The sequence below is a fragment of the Pseudomonas sp. Je.1.5.c genome (assembly GCF_051129895.1).
GTDB classification, from domain to species: domain Bacteria; phylum Pseudomonadota; class Gammaproteobacteria; order Pseudomonadales; family Pseudomonadaceae; genus Aquipseudomonas; species Aquipseudomonas urmiensis.
In genome coordinates this window covers 1-15,880 of sequence record NZ_JBCPSP010000033.1, presented here as the reverse complement: position 1 = coordinate 15,880, position 15,880 = coordinate 1, and the positions used below count along the sequence as shown (strand labels likewise).

The following is a 15,880-nucleotide window of genomic DNA, read 5'->3' as shown; positions in this document are numbered from 1 at the left end:
TCTTGTAAAACGAGGCAAGTCGAAGTCTAGAGGAACAACCCGGGGCCAGGCCGAGTACCTTCCGGGAATCTGACGCCGACTTTGTGGATCTTGTTCCCGTCCATCATCGCGACGGTCCAGATTGTGCCGTGCCATTCGATCTGATCCCCTACTACTGGAGCGCCTCCGACCTTTTGTCGGATGAACTGCGCCAACGGCATTTTTGCGTCCAGGCCATCGAGTTTCAGGCCATAAAGTGCCGCCACCGCACCCAGCTCGGCATCACCTTCAAGGACGAAGTCGCCAAAGAAGCGTAGATCCAAACCACGCTGGGGCGCTTGGCTGAACAGTTTGCCCAGCGCCGACAGATTGTGCTCATGACCGATTACGCAGAGCATGTCGCCCACCTCCAGCACGGTGCTGCCCGAGGGGTGGAGCAATTGCTCGCCGCGAAACAGCGCGGCAATTCGCGTGCCTTCAGGCATCTTCAGCTCGCGCAGGGCGGCGCCGATGCACCATTTTTCAGCACCCAGGCGATAGACGAACAGCTCCCACTCGCTGGTGACGTGCACCTCCAGCGCGGAGCGGGAGATCGGCGCTGGGTCCGGCGGCACCGTGACCTTCAGCAGCTTGGCCATCCACGGCAGGCTGGTGCCCTGCACCAGTAGCGATACCAGCACGATGAAGAACGCCAGGTTGAAGAACAGCTGCGCCTGCGGCAGCCCGGCCATCAGCGGGAACACCGCAAGAATGATCGGCACTGCACCGCGCAGGCCAACCCAGGAGATGAAGCCTTTCTCGCGGCCATGGAAAGCCTTGAACGGCAACAGGGCGGCGACCACAGAGAGGGGGCGGGCGACCAGGATCATCCACAGCGCCAGGCCCAGCGCGGGCAGGGCGATCGGCAGCAAGTCGTGCGGGGTGACCAGCAGGCCGAGCACCAGGAACATGCCGATCTGCGCCAGCCAGGCCATGCCGTCGAGCATGTGCAGGATGCCGTGGCGGCTGCGAATGGGTCGGTTGCCCAACACCAGGCCGCACAGGTACACAGCAAGGAAGCCGCTGCCATGCAAGGCGTTGGTCAGGGAGAACACCACCAAACCACCGGCGACCACCAGGATCGGGTACAGGCCGCCGGCCAGGTTGATCCGGTTGACCAGCTGCAACATCAGCCAGCCGCCGCCCAGGCCCAGCAGGCCGCCGATGCCGAACTCGCGCAGCAGGTGGGTCAACAGGCTCCAGTGCAGGCCAGTCTGGCCGCTGGCGATCATGTCAATCAGGGTGACGGTGAGAAACACCGCCATCGGGTCGTTGCTGCCCGATTCGATCTCGAGCGTAGCGGTGACCCGTTCGTTCAGACCCTTGCCGCCGAGCAGCGAGAACACCGCTGCGGCGTCGGTCGAACCGACGATGGCGCCGATCAGCAGCCCTTGGATCAGGCTCAGGTCGAACAGCCAGGCGGCGACCATGCCGGTCAACGCCGTGGTGATCAAAACGCCCACTGTGGCCAGCGACAACGCCGGCCACAAGGCTACGCGAAAGCTCGCCACCCGCGTGCGCAGGCCGCCGTCGAGCAGGATCACCGCCAAGGCCAGGTTGCCCACCAGGTAGGCGGTTGGATAGTTGTTGAAGATGATGCCGCCACCATCGACTCCAGCGACCATGCCGACCGCGAGGATGATGACCAGAATAGGGATGCCCAGGCGCGATGACAGCGAACTGACCAGGATACTTGCACCCACCAGCAATGCGCCGATCAGGAACAGGCTATTGATGGTGCTTGCATCCAAAGGCAGTACTCCGGGGGAAACGCGAAGGGAAGGCTGACGCCGAGCACGCAGGTTGCGTGCCAATCGATTCTAACCTGATGCCGGCGCGGGCTGTAAAGCGTTACCGCATGGCGGCAGGCGACTTGAGCTGAAGTGGTGCTCCACCTTCACTTAGGCAGAGCACCATGAGTAGCGGCAACAACCAGACACTTGAACACATTGCCCAGCGTTTCCTAGGTCGATTTCCTGATTTGCATGGCCTTGCCCGGCAGGCTGCCGGCCACGTGCTGCAGCGCCTGCTGGGGTACTGGCTCGATCCTGACACGCTCTATTGGCATGAGTTCGAATCGGCCGCCAGCAGCTCGCTGAGTTACACCGGCTGGCGTCATCGGGGGCCGCCGCGGCGCTCGCTGACGCTAACTGAGCTGGTGATGCAGCGATTCAGTCCGGCGCAGCAAACCGACGCTGACCAGCTGTCTGTCTATGGCGGTTTCTATCGGGTGGATGCCAGCCATGGCGAATATGACGAGCGCAACGAAGTTCGCCTGGCGCCCCAAGGGGTGCTGGATATGTTCTGGCAGATGAACTTCTCTGAGCGCTACACGCAGTTGCTGCAAACTTTTCAGGCGCAACACAGTGAGGACTTCTGTGTGCTGGCCCGGGCGCGGTTTCTGGCTGCGCTTGAGCGGTCGGCACTTACCGAGGCGGAGCGCGCCGATCTGCGCGCGGCGAGCCTCGTGGTAGCCACTGTGCCGAGCACTGTGCAGGCGCTGCGTCGCAGCTGTGCGGCCTCGGCGCAGAGCGGCTGGAGTGCCATGAGCATTGGCGGCATCGCCGCCCGGACCCTGTTCCAGCGAACGCTCGGCACGGGCAGGTGCTGCCTGTACCTGGCGGATGAGCAGAATGCGCTGCGGGTGTTCGATGACCGCCATGCACTGCAGGTGTGGTTGATCGGTCAGGCGGGTACGTCCGTGGGCCGCGAGCGTTTGATCGGCTACTTCATCGGCGGTGATGTCCTGGCGCAATCACTGCGGCCGCGCCTGCGCAACTACTTGAAGTTGTTGGCACAAGCGCGGGGCGATATCGGCATCGCCGGGCAGGCCATCACTGGCGATCTGTTCGTACGCTTGCGCGAGCAAGCCATGGCGCAACTGGTCAACAACGCCCATGAGCGCCTGACCAGTAATGCCGAGCTGCGCAAGGCGGATTGGCTGGCCGGGTTGCAGGCTGCCAGCCTGATCATCGCACCCATGGCGCCGTTTGGATGGCCGGTGGTGCTGACTTCGCTGGGGCTTGGCGTGGGCAGTCTTGGCTTGCATCTGGATCGCGCCATCAATGGTAAGTCGGCCTGGCGCACAGCGGCGTGGTCGGCAGTGGTGCTGGATATCCTGTTCATCTTGTTGGACGCGGCGATGATGCGCAGTGGCGAGTTGTTTGCCGGTGCGCGGCAACCGCTGCGGATCGGCGCGCAGAGCGAACTGGCCGTTTCCGGGCCTGACTGGGAGCGTTACATGCTGCCCGCAGCAGATGAGCTTCTGGCGTATTCCGATCGCGCTCTGGCGCGTCAAGAGTCGCTAATGGGCGCAGTGCCCTGGGCTGATCTGGATGTGTTGGGTACTAGTGGCGAATACCTGGATGCCTTCAGCGAGCCGTATCCGGTGTACCGCGACGAGTATGGCTATGGTTCGGCCGCCATCGCCGAATACACCAGCTCACCGGAGCGCTACAACAACCTCTGGCGTGGCTTGCCGCTCGAGGGCAGGCGTAGCGTCGGTATTCAGCGAAGCCACGACCTGGCGCATGCGCTGGGCCAGATTGGGGTGAACAATCAGTTAACGCTGTACCGGGCAGCGTCGGTATTACGCGGTACCGGCACGTCGGTGTTTCGCGAGGGTGGGGTAGGGGTGGGTGATGTGCTGGTGACCACCGATTTCACCTCGTTCACCGAGAACCCCTACGCGCTTTGGGAAGTGTTCAACAACCCACAGGCGCAGGTTAGCGGCAAGACGGTATTTGATGACCATGCGGTGGTGTATGTGCTGGAGCCAGGCGAGTTTGCTGAGGCTACACCGGTGGCGCCGTTCTCGCGACGGCCGGATGAGGTCGAGTCGTTGATGCTGCCGGGGCGTTATCTACAGGTCGAGAAAGTGACCGCTGTGAAGGGAATGAACCATCGGTTCATGGAGGTGCGGCTGAAGGGATTGGGTCAGGTGCCGGCGGGGGCGAGGGTGTATGAGATGCGTACGGGGGAGGTGTTTGATCGGGAGGTGTTGGCGCGGCGACTGGGGGCCGATGATGACTCGTTGATGCGGCGGTTTTTCCCTATTCCAACCTGAGCGTGTGCTCATGAAGAAGCTTGGGGCTGCGCAGCAGCCCCAAGCGGATAACGCGCAAATCAGCCTTGCTTCACTTCACGCATCGACTTGCCTTTGACTGGCGCGCCGTTAGCCACGTAATACTTGGCCGTGCTGCGCGGCAGTGGCTTGCGACCACGGATCTTGTCGGAGATTTTCTCGGCGATCATGATCGTGGTGGCGTTGAGGTTGCCGGTGATGATGATCGGCATGATCGAGGCATCGACCACGCGCAGGCCTTGCATGCCATGCACGCGGCCTTCGTTGTCGACCACAGCCATCTCGTCGCTGCCCATCTTGCACGAGCAGGATGGGTGGAACGCGGTCTCGGCGTGCTCACGGATGAACTTATCCAGCTCTTCGTCGGTTTGCACATGCTCACCCGGGCTGATCTCGCGACCACGGTACGGGTCCAGCGCTGGCTGGGCCATGATCTCCCGGGTCAGGCGGATGCCGTCGCGGAATTCCTGCCAGTCCTGCTCGGTGGCCATGTAGTTGAACAGGATGCTCGGGTGCTGGCGCGGGTCCTTGGACTTGAGCTGGATACGGCCGCGGCTAGGCGAACGCATCGAGCCCATGTGCGCCTGGAAGCCGTGTTCCTTCACGCCATTGGAGCCGTTGTAGTTAATCGCCACCGGCAGGAAGTGGTACTGGATATTCGGCCACTCGAACTCAGGACGAGTACGGATGAAACCACCGGCCTCGAACTGGTTGCTGGCGCCGATGCCAGTGCCATTGAACATCCACTCGGCGCCAATGGCCGGCTGGTTCCACCACAGCAGCGACGGATACAGCGAGACCGGCTGGGTGCAGGCGTACTGCAGGTACAGCTCCAGGTGGTCTTGCAGGTTCTCGCCGACGCCCGGCAGGTCGTGCACGACCGGGACGTCGAGGCTTTCCAGCAGGGCGCGCGGGCCGACGCCGGAGCGTTGCAGCAGTTGCGGCGAAGCGATGGCGCCGGAGCTGACGATGACTTCCTTGCGGGCACGCGCTTCGACGCGCTCTTCGCTGTCGCCGACCAGGTAGGTCACGCCCACGGCGCGCTTGCCGTCGAACAGGATGCGGTCAGACAGGGCGTGGGTGACGATGGTCAGGTTCGGACGTTTCTTGGCCTGGTCCAGGTAACCGCGAGCGGTGCTGGAACGACGGCCTTTCTTGGTCACGGTGCGGTCCATCGGACCGAAGCCTTCCTGCTGGTAGCCGTTGAGGTCTTCGGTGCGCGGGTAGCCGGCCTGCACGCCGGCTTCGACCATGGCGTGGAACAGCGGGTTGTTGCCGGCTTTAGGCGTGGTGACGCTGACCGGACCTTCGCCGCCGTGGTAATCGTTCGGGCCGATGTCACGGGTTTCCGCTTTGCGGAAGTATGGCAGGCAGTCCAGGTAAGCCCAGTCTTCCAGGCCTGGAAGCTTGGCCCAGCCGTCGAAGTCCAGGGCGTTGCCACGGATGTAGCACATGCCGTTGATCAGCGAGGAGCCACCCAGGCCCTTGCCGCGGCCACATTCCATGCGGCGACCGTCCATGTGTGGCTCTGGATCGGTCTCGTAGGCCCAGTTGTAGCGGCGACCCTGCAGCGGGAAGGCGAGGGCGGCTGGCATCTGGGTGCGGAAGTCGAAGCGGTAGTCCGGACCGCCGGCTTCGAGCAGCAGTACGCTGACGCTGGCGTCTTCGGTCAGGCGGGTGGCGATCGTGTTACCGGCCGAGCCGGCACCGACGATGATGTAATCGAATTCTTGGGACATGCGAAGTACCCTCGTTTGCGGTGATCAGGAAGCGGGAACGCCCGTGCCGAGCGGCACGGGCGTGACTACACGGGGTGCTTAGAACACCGAGTTGTAGCCGCCCAGCTCAACCTGGACCGACTTGATGCGGGTGTACTGGGCCAGCGAGCTGACGCCGTTCTCACGGCCAACGCCCGACTGCTTGTAGCCGCCTACTGGCATTTCAGCTGGCGACTCACCCCAGGCGTTGATCCAGCAGATGCCGGCTTCCAGCTGGTGAATGATGCGGTGGGCGCGGCTGATGTCGTTGGTGCATACGCCAGCGGCCAGACCGTACTCGGTGTCGTTGGCGCGGCGGATGACTTCCTCTTCGCTCTCGTAGGAGAGGATGCTCATCACTGGGCCGAAGATCTCTTCCTTGACGATGGTCATGTCGTCGGTGCAGTCGGTGAACACGGTCGGGGCAACGAATGCGCCCTTGGCGAAATCACCTTCGGTCAGACGCTCGCCGCCGCACAGCACGCGGGCACCTTCTTCTTTACCCTTGGCGATGTAACCCAACACGCTTTCCATGTGCTGGAAGCTGACCAGCGGGCCGAAGTTGGTGTTTTCGTCTTCTGGGTTGCCGACACGGATGCGCGCAACGCGCTCGGCGATCTTGGCTTCGAAGGCGGCTTTCATCGCGGCAGGGATGAACACCCGAGTGCCGTTGGTGCAGACCTGACCGGAGCTGTAGAAGTTGGCCATCATGGCGATGTCGGCGGCCTTGTCCAGGTCGGCGTCGGCGCAGATGATCAGCGGCGATTTACCGCCCAGTTCCATGGTGACTTCCTTGAGCGAGGAGCTCGAAGCGCTGGCCATGACTTTCTTGCCGGTGGTGGTGCCGCCGGTGAAGGAAACTTTCTCGATGCGTGGGTGCTCGGTCAGCCAGGTGCCGACTTCGCGGCCGCTGCCGGTCAGTACGTTGAAGACGCCGTTTGGCAGGCCAGCTTCGGTGTAGATTTCAGCCAGTTTCAGGGTGGTCAGCGAGGTGACTTCCGACGGCTTGAAGATCATCGCGTTGCCAGCGGCCAGGGCTGGAGCGGATTTCCACAGGGCGATCTGGATCGGGTAGTTCCACGCGCCGATACCGACGGTCACGCCCAGCGGCTCGCGACGGGTGTAGACGAAGGAGCTTTCGCGCAGGGGGATCTGCTCGCCTTCGATGGCCGGCACCAGGCCTGCGTAGTATTCCAGCACGTCGGCGCCGGTGACGATGTCGACGTAGCGGGTCTCCGAGTACGACTTGCCGGTGTCCAGGGTTTCCAGCTGGGCCAGCTCGTCATTGCGCTCGCGCAGGATGTCGACGGCGCGACGCAGGATGCGCGAACGCTGCATGGCGGTCATCGCCGCCCAGACTTTCTGGCCACGCTCGGCGCTTTCGACGGCTTTCTCGACGTCAGCCTGGGTAGCACGCTGCACGTGGGCGAGGACTTCGCCGGTAGCCGGGTTGATGGCTTCGAAGGTGGCGTCAGAGCCAGCGTCGACATAACCACCATCGATGTAGAGTTTTTGCGTTCCGAAACGGGCCATAGTGTCCTCGCAAGTGCAGTGTGTGGTTGGCTTTGCGCGTCACGCTCCTGCCGGGTGGGCAAGTGCCGTGCGCGCTTGTTCAGCGGCCTGGTCGGTTGTGGCCAGGGTGTGCTGCTTAGCCAGTTGTAGATCCATGTATTCGTAGGCAATCCGTATTGCCTGCTCGGTGTCGAATGCATCTCCCGACAGAGCGCCACGCAGCCAAAGGCCGTCGATCAGCGCTGCCAGCCCGCGGGCTGCCTTGCGCGCATGGTAGAGCGGCAGGGCGCGGCGGAACTGACAGCACAGGTTGGAATACAAGCGGTGATCGTTGATCCGCTGCAACCTGTGCAAATCGGGCTGGTGCATGCTGGAGGCCCAGAAGGCCAGCCAGGTTTTCATTGCCGGGCCGTTCACCTGGCTGGCATCGAAGTTGCCCTCGATGATCACCTTCAGGTGAGCGCGTGGGCTGTCGTCCGTCAGGGCCTGGCGACGTGCTCTTACGCCTTCGTTGAGCATGTTCATGATGTAACGCATCGTCGCTGCGATCAGGCCATTCTTGTCCCGAAAGTAGTGACTGATGATGCCATTCGACACCCCGGCCAAACGGGCAATAAGCGCAATGCTGGCGTCCCCCAGTCCGACCTGATCGACCGCCTGCAGGGTGGCTTCGATCAACTGCTGGCGGCGGATGGGTTGCATACCGACCTTGGGCATCTTGCTTTCTCCTCAGGCCTGCGGGCAGACGACAAGCGGCTGCCTCGGCGAAGGCCAGTCTATTTTGTTTTGATTGAACGTTCAATCAATAAAGAATAAGCTCTGCGACAATTTGTGCCATTGACAGTTTTTCAGCTGTTTCAAACGGCACTGATTGTCACCCCAGGAAATCGTGTAACCCCCGGAATACAAGGCGTTGACGGGCTAGAGCGATGCAAATGACAGATTCTGCCGAACGGTCACTGGCCGTGCGACAGGCCCTTGGAGCGGGCGAGATGAGCTGTGGCTAATGCGCGCACCCAAGCATGGGAGGCGGTTCGCACACAGGCCATCTGTCTGGTTTTTTGCAACGTTTCGATTCGGGATCACGGTTTCCAAGGTGCTTTTATAACACCTGACGCAGTAGGGCTATTGCACCAATTGCGCGGGAAATGACTGATTAGCCTCCACAGCCGCACTCCCCGGAGCATTCGTGCAATGAGTTCTGCCTCCCTAACCAAACCCCCCGCCGAGAGGGTCCGGGTCAACAACGTGGTGTTCATCACCTCCGCGCTGCTGATCCTTGTGTTGACTGCCTTGCTTATCGCTGTACCGGAAAAAGCCGGTGAAGTTCTCAACGTCGCCCAGACTTGGCTGACCCGCACTTTCGGCTGGTACTACATGCTGGTGATCGGCGGATACCTGGTATTCGTGGTGGTCCTGGCCTTCTCCAATTTCGGCAAGCTCAAGCTTGGCGGCAAGGACGACCAGCCTGATTTCAGCTACGGCGCCTGGGCCGGCATGCTGTTCTCCTCCGGTATCGGTATCTCGCTGCTGTACTTTGGCGCCTCCGAGCCGCTGGACCACTACTTCAATCCGCCTGAAGGACCTTCGGCCAGCGCCGAGGCTGCGCGCCAGGGCCTGCAACTGACCTTCCTGCACTGGGGCCTGCATGGCTGGGCGATCTACGCCCTGGTCGGCCTGGCCGTGGGTTACTTCGCCTACCGCCACAACCAGCCGCTGGCATTGCGCTCGGCGCTGTACCCATTGATGGGCGAGCGTTGGGTCAAGGGTGGCGCCGGTCACGCAGTGGACATCTTCGGTATGTTCGTGACCCTGCTGGGCCTGGTGACCAACCTGGGTATCGGCTCGATGCAGGTGGCCTCGGGCCTGGAATACCTGTTCGGCATGGACCACAGCAAGACCAACCTGCTGATCGTGATCCTGGTCATGGCCACGGTCGCCACGGTGGCGGCGGTTTCCGGTGTGGAAAATGGCATCCGCCGTCTGTCCAACCTGAACATCCTGCTGTTCAGCGGCCTGTTGATCTTTGTCCTGCTGGCGGGTGACACCCTGCACCTGCTCAACGGCTTCGTGCAGAACATTGGCGACTACCTCAACGGCATCGTGCTCAAGACCTTCGACCTCTACGTCTATGAAGGCGAGGCCGGCAAGTCCGAGCGCTGGTTGGGCCTGTGGACCGTGTTCTACTGGGCCTGGTGGATCTCCTGGGGCCCATTCGTCGGCATGTTCATTGCCCGTATTTCCAAAGGCCGCACCGTGCGTGAGCTGGTCGCGGGCGTGCTGTTGATCCCGCTGGGCTTCACCCTGGCCTGGCTGTCGATCTTCGGCAACACTGCGCTGGACCTGGTGATGAACCATGGCGCCGTGGAGTTGGGCAAAACCGCATTGGAGCAGCCGTCGATGTCGATCTACCAGCTGCTGGAGTATTTCCCAGCGGCCAAGATCGTCATTGGTGTAGCGGTGTTCGTGGGCTTCGTGCTGTTCCTCACCCCAGCCGACTCCGGCGCGGTGATGATGGCCAACCTGTCGTGCAAAGGTGGCCAGGTCGACGAAGACGCGCCGCATTGGATGGTGGTGTTCTGGTCGGTGGTGATTACCCTGGTCACCATCGGTTTGCTGTTCGCGGGTAACTTCGCGGCGATGCAGACCATGGTGGTACTGGCCGGGCTGCCGTTCTCGGTGGTGTTGGTGCTGTTCATGTTTGGCCTGTACAAGGCCATGAAGCAGGATTCGCAGCTTGAGCAGGAGCGTGCCGAACTGGCCGCCCGTGGTCGTCGCGGTTTCAGCGAGCGCCTCAGTGCGATGGACCTGCAGCCGACTCAGGCCGTGGTTCAGCGCTTCATGGACAAGCAGGTCAGCCCTGCGCTCAAGGATGCCGCCGCACAGTTGCGCACCCTGGGCTTTGAGGTCGAAACCCGAGTGGGCCAGTCGCGCAACATGATGGGCCTGCGGGTGATGATGGAAGAGGGTAATCCATTCGTCTATGAAGTGAGCCTGGACGGCTACATGGCCGCGCCGAGCGAGGCACCGGTCGAAGGTGAGCCGGAAGTCCGCCAGCGTTTCTACCGCGCCGAGGTGTACCTGCACGACGGCAGCCAGGAGTACGACCTGATGGGCTTTACCCCTGAACAGGTGGTGCGTGATGTGCTCGATCAGTTCGAGAGCCATCGCCAGTTGCTTGGCCGTGTCTATAGCTGACAACGGTTGAAGCAAAAGAGAAGGGCCCTGTTCGTGAGAACAGGGCCCTTTCTCGTTGCGCCGCTCATTTTTTCCCTGAAGCCGCTGGTTGTAACAGATCGGTGCGTACTGCAGAGCGTTGCTCTATCAAGTCTTCACTGACCGTGCACAGCGTCAGTGGTAGTTGCTGGGCCTTGAACTCATAGCGCTTATGGCGCAGGTGACGAAAGCCAGCGGGATCCTGGCAGTCAGTGGTCGCAGGTGGCCCGCGCTTTACCCGGTACAGGGTCAGGTGCGGCGGTGCGGTGCGCCAACTGACTTGTACATTGCCATTGGGCAGCGCTGTGACGGTCATGTCGGGGTCTGGCACGGGAGCTGCGGGAAGCAGCTGGGTCGCTAGGCTCAGGCTATTGCCCATCAAGGCCGGGGAGGGCTTGTGCTCGGCTGAGTCCACGCCGATCAGGCAGAGGAAGTGCCAGCCTGGTTCTGGACCGATGGGCTCGTCAATGTGATTTTGCTCAGCAGCGATAGTGCCGCTGTAGCCCTCAGGGTTTTCACAGGCGAGCGGGTTGCGCACGGTTTTGTATCGGTAGCGTGGCGTATTCAGGGAAAAGCTAAGGCCCCACCTGGGTAGACGCTCGTTACCCTCTGCATCGGTCGCGATCTTGGTGAGCGATCGGGGATTTTTTTCGACGATCAACTCAAAGCCCGGCAGCAGTTGGCAACTGTCCAGTGACAGATTGGCAGAGCCTTGAGCGAAACACCCTTGCAAGCGGCCCAGTGGTATGGAAAAGCCCGTCGTCAACGCGGGTTTATCGGTTTGAACCGGCACTTGGCAGGGGCTGCTCAGTGAGCAAGGGGCAGCTTTGCCGCTTATCGGTTCAGAAACGCTGTTGAGCACGCTGAGCAGGCGGCCACTTTGCACATCGATCACTGGGCTGCCGGAGGAGCCGGGTCCCAGGCCTAGGCAGTCGATGCTGTAGATGTTGCGCCATACCCACGGGGCTGCGATCACGAAGTCGGTAGTGGCCTGGCTGCAGGTTGTCAGGCGCAAGCCAAGCTCATTGTCGGATGACTCGCCGATGACATGCACGTTTGCGCCAGGGGGAGAATCTGCGGCTAGCGCTAACGGCACAATGCCTTGCGCCATGACCTGGCTGAGACTCGCGTCCAGCTCCAATAGGGCCAGATCGAGGCCCTGCATGCTGCTCCACAGCGTGCGTTTGAGGGCGAAGGTGTGGCGCTGGTCCTGGGTGTCTACGAAGAAGTTGAAGCTGATGCTGCCTTCGATCTCAGTGTCATGGCCGATCACGCCGTTGCGTTTGTCCACGCAATGCCCCGCGGTGACCAGGTAGGCGGGGCCTGATGCGGCCATTCCGGGCGCGCGGCTGTCGATCAGGCTGGCAATGCATTGGCTACCGCCTGGCCGGGTCAGGCGGCCAATGCCGGTCCATTGGCGACGCTCACCGTGGGCATTGGTCAGCAGCTCAGGGGTGGGGACCGAAGGCTGGACGGTATCTTCGGCGCTGGCCGTTATGGCCAGGCTGATCAGGGCTGCGCCCAGGCAGAAAGGGTGGCGCTTGAACATGGAAGTCTCCGTAATGTTTGGAGTTCCATTGTTTTCAACTGCCTGGGCGGCAAGCGGTAGATAGATCTGACAGATAGTCAGCGGTTGCTGTAGCGGCCGTTTTTGCCATGTCCGGGCATGGCTTGGTTACCACGCTCGGCAATCATCTGTGAAAGCTCGATCAGCTCGACGCCCTGGCTCTTCAGGCGCGGAATTTCCCGTTGCAGAACCTCCAGCGTCTGTGGATAGGGGTGGCCGATCAGTACCGCCGAGCCCTGCTTGCGGGCCTGGGCAATACCCACCTGGAGCTGGGCGGTGATCGCTTCTGTGGTGCGCACATCGTCCAGGAATACATCCCGCGACACATGTGCCAGGCCGATCGCCTGAGCTTCGGCGGCGGCGACCGTGGCGGCACTGGTGCGGCTGTCGACGAAGAACAGGTGACGCTGCTGCAACTCAGCCATTAACCAGGTCATTGGCGTGCGCTGGGCGGTCATGCGGCTGCCCATGTGATTGTTGATGCCGGCAGCGTGGGGCACCTTCGCCAGGGCGGCGTTGAGCCGGCTAGCGAGTTCCGGCAACGGGATATCGGGGTGCCAGGCGTAGGGGCCGGTGGCCGGATCCATGGGCATGTGCAGGATGACCGTCTTGCCGGCCTTGTGCGCCTGACGGGCGAAATCGATGGCATGCGGCGTATCGGGCATGATCGCCATGGTGACCGGCCCAGGCAGGGCGAGCGTGCGATTGTCGCGCTCGATGTTCTGGCCCAGGTCGTCGATGATGATGCTCATATAAGCCTTGGCTGGCGCCGCATGGGCGGTGCCAGCCAGCAGCCAGAACAGCGTAAACAGCAGATAACGCATCGAGAGGATCAATCGCCCTTGGTGATGTTCAGGCCTTTGAGCAGGCTCAGGGCCTGGCTCAGCTGGAAGTCATCATCCTGTGGGCGATCCTTGCGTTTGCTGCTTCCGGTCGGGCGGTCGGCGCCGCCGTTGCCGTTGCCCAGGTGACCTTGCAGGTCGGCTTCCTTGAAGTTCTCGGTATCGGCTTCGGCGGTCAGCTTGGCTGGGCGCACTTCGATGTCCGGAACGATCCCCTGGGCCTGGATCGAGCGGCCGTTGGGGGTGAAGTACAGGGCGGTGGTGAGCTTCAGGGCGCGGTCATTGGCCAGTGGCAGCACGGTCTGAACCGAGCCTTTGCCGAAGCTGTCGGTGCCCATCAGCACGGCGCGCTTCTGGTCTTGCAGAGCGCCGGCGACGATCTCCGAGGCCGAGGCGCTGCCACCGTTGATCAGCACCACCAACGGTACGCCTTCGCTGGCGTCGGCGGCGTTGGCCGAGAAGCGCAGTTCAGAGTTGGCGATACGGCCCTTGGTGTAGACGATCAGGCCCTTGGTGAGGAAGTGGTCGGCCACTTCTACCGCCGACTGCAGCACGCCGCCTGGGTTGTTGCGCAGGTCCAGGACCACACCGCGCAGCTTCTTGCCGTTGTCCTTGCGCATCTTGGCCAAGGCCTTGCCGACTTCATCGCCGGTTTTGACCTGGAACTGGGTGATGCGGATGTAGCCGTAATCGTTCTCGAGCAGCTGGCTCTTGACGCTCTTGACCTGGATGACCGCGCGGGCGAGGGTGACGTCGAACGGCGTACCGCCATCGCGAACCAGGGTCAGGGTGATTTTTTCGCCGATCTTGCCACGCATCTTGTCGACCGCTTCGGTCATGGTCTGGCCGCGGGTGGGCGCGCCGTTAATCTTGACGATCAAATCGCCCGCCTCGATGCCTGCGCGGGAGGCCGGGGTGTCGTCGATCGGCGAGACGACTTTGACGAAGCCGTCTTCCATGCCGACTTCGATGCCCAAGCCGCCGAATTCACCGCTAGTGCTTTCCTGCAGCTCCTGGAAGTCTTCAGGGCCAAGGTAGGCGGAGTGTGGGTCGAGGTTGCTGAGCATGCCCTTGATGGCATTTTCCAACAGGGTCTTGTCGTCCACCGGCTCGACATAGGCCGCCTTGATCCGGTCCATGACCTCGGCAAAGGTGCGCAGCTCCTCCAGGGGCAGCGGCGACTTGGCCGTCACCTCGGTGGCAGGCACCGGCGCTGGCACCGCGGCTGGCTTGGCCGGCTCGGCGGCAACGGCCAGGGGCGCGCCGATCGCCAGGGCGATGGTCAGGGCCAGTTGGGTGAGGCGAGGCGAGTGCAGCATGTCGAACGAACTCCTGATCCTGTTGGCGCTCCCGCAGGAGCCACGGTGCAGCCACCGTAAAAATAAAATGCCTAGCCACGGCACCATTGCGCGGGGTCGCTGGGGCGGCCCTGCTGGCGAATGGCGAAGTACAAGCCTGCGCTATCCTGGCCACCGCTGTCACCCACGGTGGAGATGGCTTCGCCGGCCTTGACTACGTCACCGGCGCTCTTGAGCAGGCTCTGGTTGTGGCCGTACAGGCTCAGGTAACCATTACCATGGTCGAGAATGACCAGAAGTCCAGCGCCGCGCAACCAGTCGGCAAATACCACTCTACCGCCGTGCACAGCGCGCACTTGGGTGCCGGTGGCGGCGCTGATCATCACACCATCCCATTTGGCCCGGGCGTCACCACCGCGTGCATCGCCGAAGCGTGCCAGTAGTCGACCATTGACTGGCCATGGAAGTTTTCCCCGAGCGGCAGAAAATGCGCCGCCGTAGTTGGCGCCATCACCAGAAACCAGTGGGCCGAGGGTGGTCAGGGCCTTTTTCTTTGGCGGCTCTGGCGCTTGGCGAGCGGCCAGGGCTTCTTGCTGGCGACGCTTCTCAGCCTCCTGCTGAGCGAGCAAGGCCTTCTGGCGCGCCTCCTCGGCTTCGCGGGCCTGACGAGCAAGGGTTTCCTCGATGGTCTTGAGGACTTTGCCCAGCTCGGCTTGATCCTGCTCGCGGGCTTGCAGCTTCTGGTCGCGCGCTTTCAGGTCGCTGTTGAGCTTGGCCAGCACCTGCTGTCGCTTGCTGCGCTCGGCTTCGAGCTCTTGGCGGCGGCTGTCGAGATTGCCGCGCTGGGCCAGCAGTTGCGCCTGTTGGCTGGCGATGTCCTGTTCGACATTGGCCAGCTGGCGCAGGGTTTCGTTGAAGGTGCGCAGTTGCTCCAGGCGCGCCTTGCTCAGGTAATCGTAGTACGTCAGGGTGCGGGCGAATTTCTCAGGGTTCTGCTGGTTGAGCAGCAGCTTGAGGTATTCCTCGCGGCCATTGTTCTGGTAGGCCGAACGGGCCTGAATGGCGATCAGGCGTTGTTGTTCAACGCGGGCGGACTGGAGTTTTTTTTTCTCGGTATCAAGGCGCTCCAGTTCGCCCTCGGTCTTTTTTAGTTCTTGCTGCAACGCCTCCACCTGTTTTTCCAGCGCGCCGATGTCGGTCTCGGTGCTCTTGAGGTCTTTTTGCACGCCGGACTTTTCCTCCTGGAGCTTGCCCAGCATCTTCTTGAGCTCGGCGATGTCCTGGCGGGTGGCGTCCAGTTGTTGCTGGGTCTGCGCACGCTCATCGGCGAAGGCCGGGCTGAGCAGGCAAGACAGGGCGAGAGGAATCAGGGCGCGAAGCATGAGGTTGGGCGTACCAGGGATGGAGACTGGCCTAGTATGCCCGCCTGGGCCTGCAAAAAAAACGCCTCGCGGCATCTGCGGCGAGGCGTTTGTCTGGAAAGCGCTGGTAATCGCGGCAGTGGACTGGAACTGCAACGTGGGAGCGGGCTTGCCCGGCGATAGCGCCGGCAGCTTCAGCACGGGGTGAACCTGTCGGCGCTATCG

General features: G+C 62.3%; 10 protein-coding genes. 2 read left to right on the top strand and 8 right to left on the bottom strand.

Annotated features, from left to right (window positions below):
• Positions 1–26 precede the first annotated feature (26 nt).
• Positions 27–1,769 (bottom strand): potassium/proton antiporter, encoded by a 1,743-nt coding sequence (locus tag AAZU54_RS20425; protein ID WP_186556600.1) that lies wholly within the window; start codon positions 1,767–1,769, stop codon positions 27–29.
• Positions 1,770–1,933: 164 nt separating this feature from the next.
• On the opposite strand from AAZU54_RS20425, the gene AAZU54_RS20420 reads away from it, so the two are divergent.
• Positions 1,934–4,084: a dermonecrotic toxin domain-containing protein gene (locus AAZU54_RS20420; RefSeq protein WP_434727583.1), complete on the top strand. Its 2,151-nt coding sequence runs from the start codon at positions 1,934–1,936 to the stop codon at positions 4,082–4,084.
• 59 nt (positions 4,085–4,143) lie between these two features.
• Here the strand turns inward: AAZU54_RS20420 and betA are convergent, their stop codons facing one another.
• The 3 genes from betA to betI form a co-directional block, all read right to left on the bottom strand.
• Complete coding sequence (gene betA, locus AAZU54_RS20415) at positions 4,144–5,841, bottom strand: choline dehydrogenase (protein WP_312151464.1); 1,698 nt, start codon at positions 5,839–5,841, stop codon at positions 4,144–4,146.
• A 78-nt stretch (positions 5,842–5,919) separates the two neighbouring features.
• Positions 5,920–7,392 (bottom strand): betaine-aldehyde dehydrogenase, encoded by a 1,473-nt coding sequence (betB, locus tag AAZU54_RS20410; protein ID WP_434727582.1) that lies wholly within the window; start codon positions 7,390–7,392, stop codon positions 5,920–5,922.
• A gap of 39 nt (positions 7,393–7,431) precedes the next feature.
• Positions 7,432–8,088: a transcriptional regulator BetI gene (gene betI / locus AAZU54_RS20405; protein ID WP_186556604.1), complete on the bottom strand. Its 657-nt coding sequence runs from the start codon at positions 8,086–8,088 to the stop codon at positions 7,432–7,434.
• Between the two features lie 477 nt (positions 8,089–8,565).
• On the opposite strand from betI, the gene AAZU54_RS20400 reads away from it, so the two are divergent.
• A complete protein-coding gene (locus tag AAZU54_RS20400) occupies positions 8,566–10,569 on the top strand; it encodes a BCCT family transporter (protein WP_189661935.1) in 2,004 nt (667 codons plus the stop codon).
• Between the two features lie 64 nt (positions 10,570–10,633).
• On the opposite strand, the gene AAZU54_RS20395 is transcribed toward AAZU54_RS20400, so the two are convergent.
• The 4 genes from AAZU54_RS20395 to AAZU54_RS20380 form a co-directional block, all read right to left on the bottom strand.
• Entirely contained in the window at positions 10,634–12,136 is a 1,503-nt protein-coding gene (locus AAZU54_RS20395; protein ID WP_434727581.1) for a trypsin-like peptidase domain-containing protein, read from the bottom strand.
• Positions 12,137–12,213: 77 nt separating this feature from the next.
• Positions 12,214–12,978 carry a divergent polysaccharide deacetylase family protein gene (locus tag AAZU54_RS20390; RefSeq protein WP_434727580.1) on the bottom strand — a complete coding sequence of 255 codons (765 nt, stop codon included), beginning with the start codon at positions 12,976–12,978 and terminating at the stop codon, positions 12,214–12,216.
• Between the two features lie 8 nt (positions 12,979–12,986).
• Positions 12,987–14,315, bottom strand: coding sequence for a S41 family peptidase (locus tag AAZU54_RS20385; RefSeq protein WP_186556607.1), 1,329 nt, complete (start codon positions 14,313–14,315; stop codon positions 12,987–12,989).
• 71 nt (positions 14,316–14,386) lie between these two features.
• Positions 14,387–15,676 carry a murein hydrolase activator EnvC family protein gene (locus tag AAZU54_RS20380; protein WP_186556608.1) on the bottom strand — a complete coding sequence of 430 codons (1,290 nt, stop codon included), beginning with the start codon at positions 15,674–15,676 and terminating at the stop codon, positions 14,387–14,389.
• Positions 15,677–15,880: the final 204 nt, after the last annotated feature.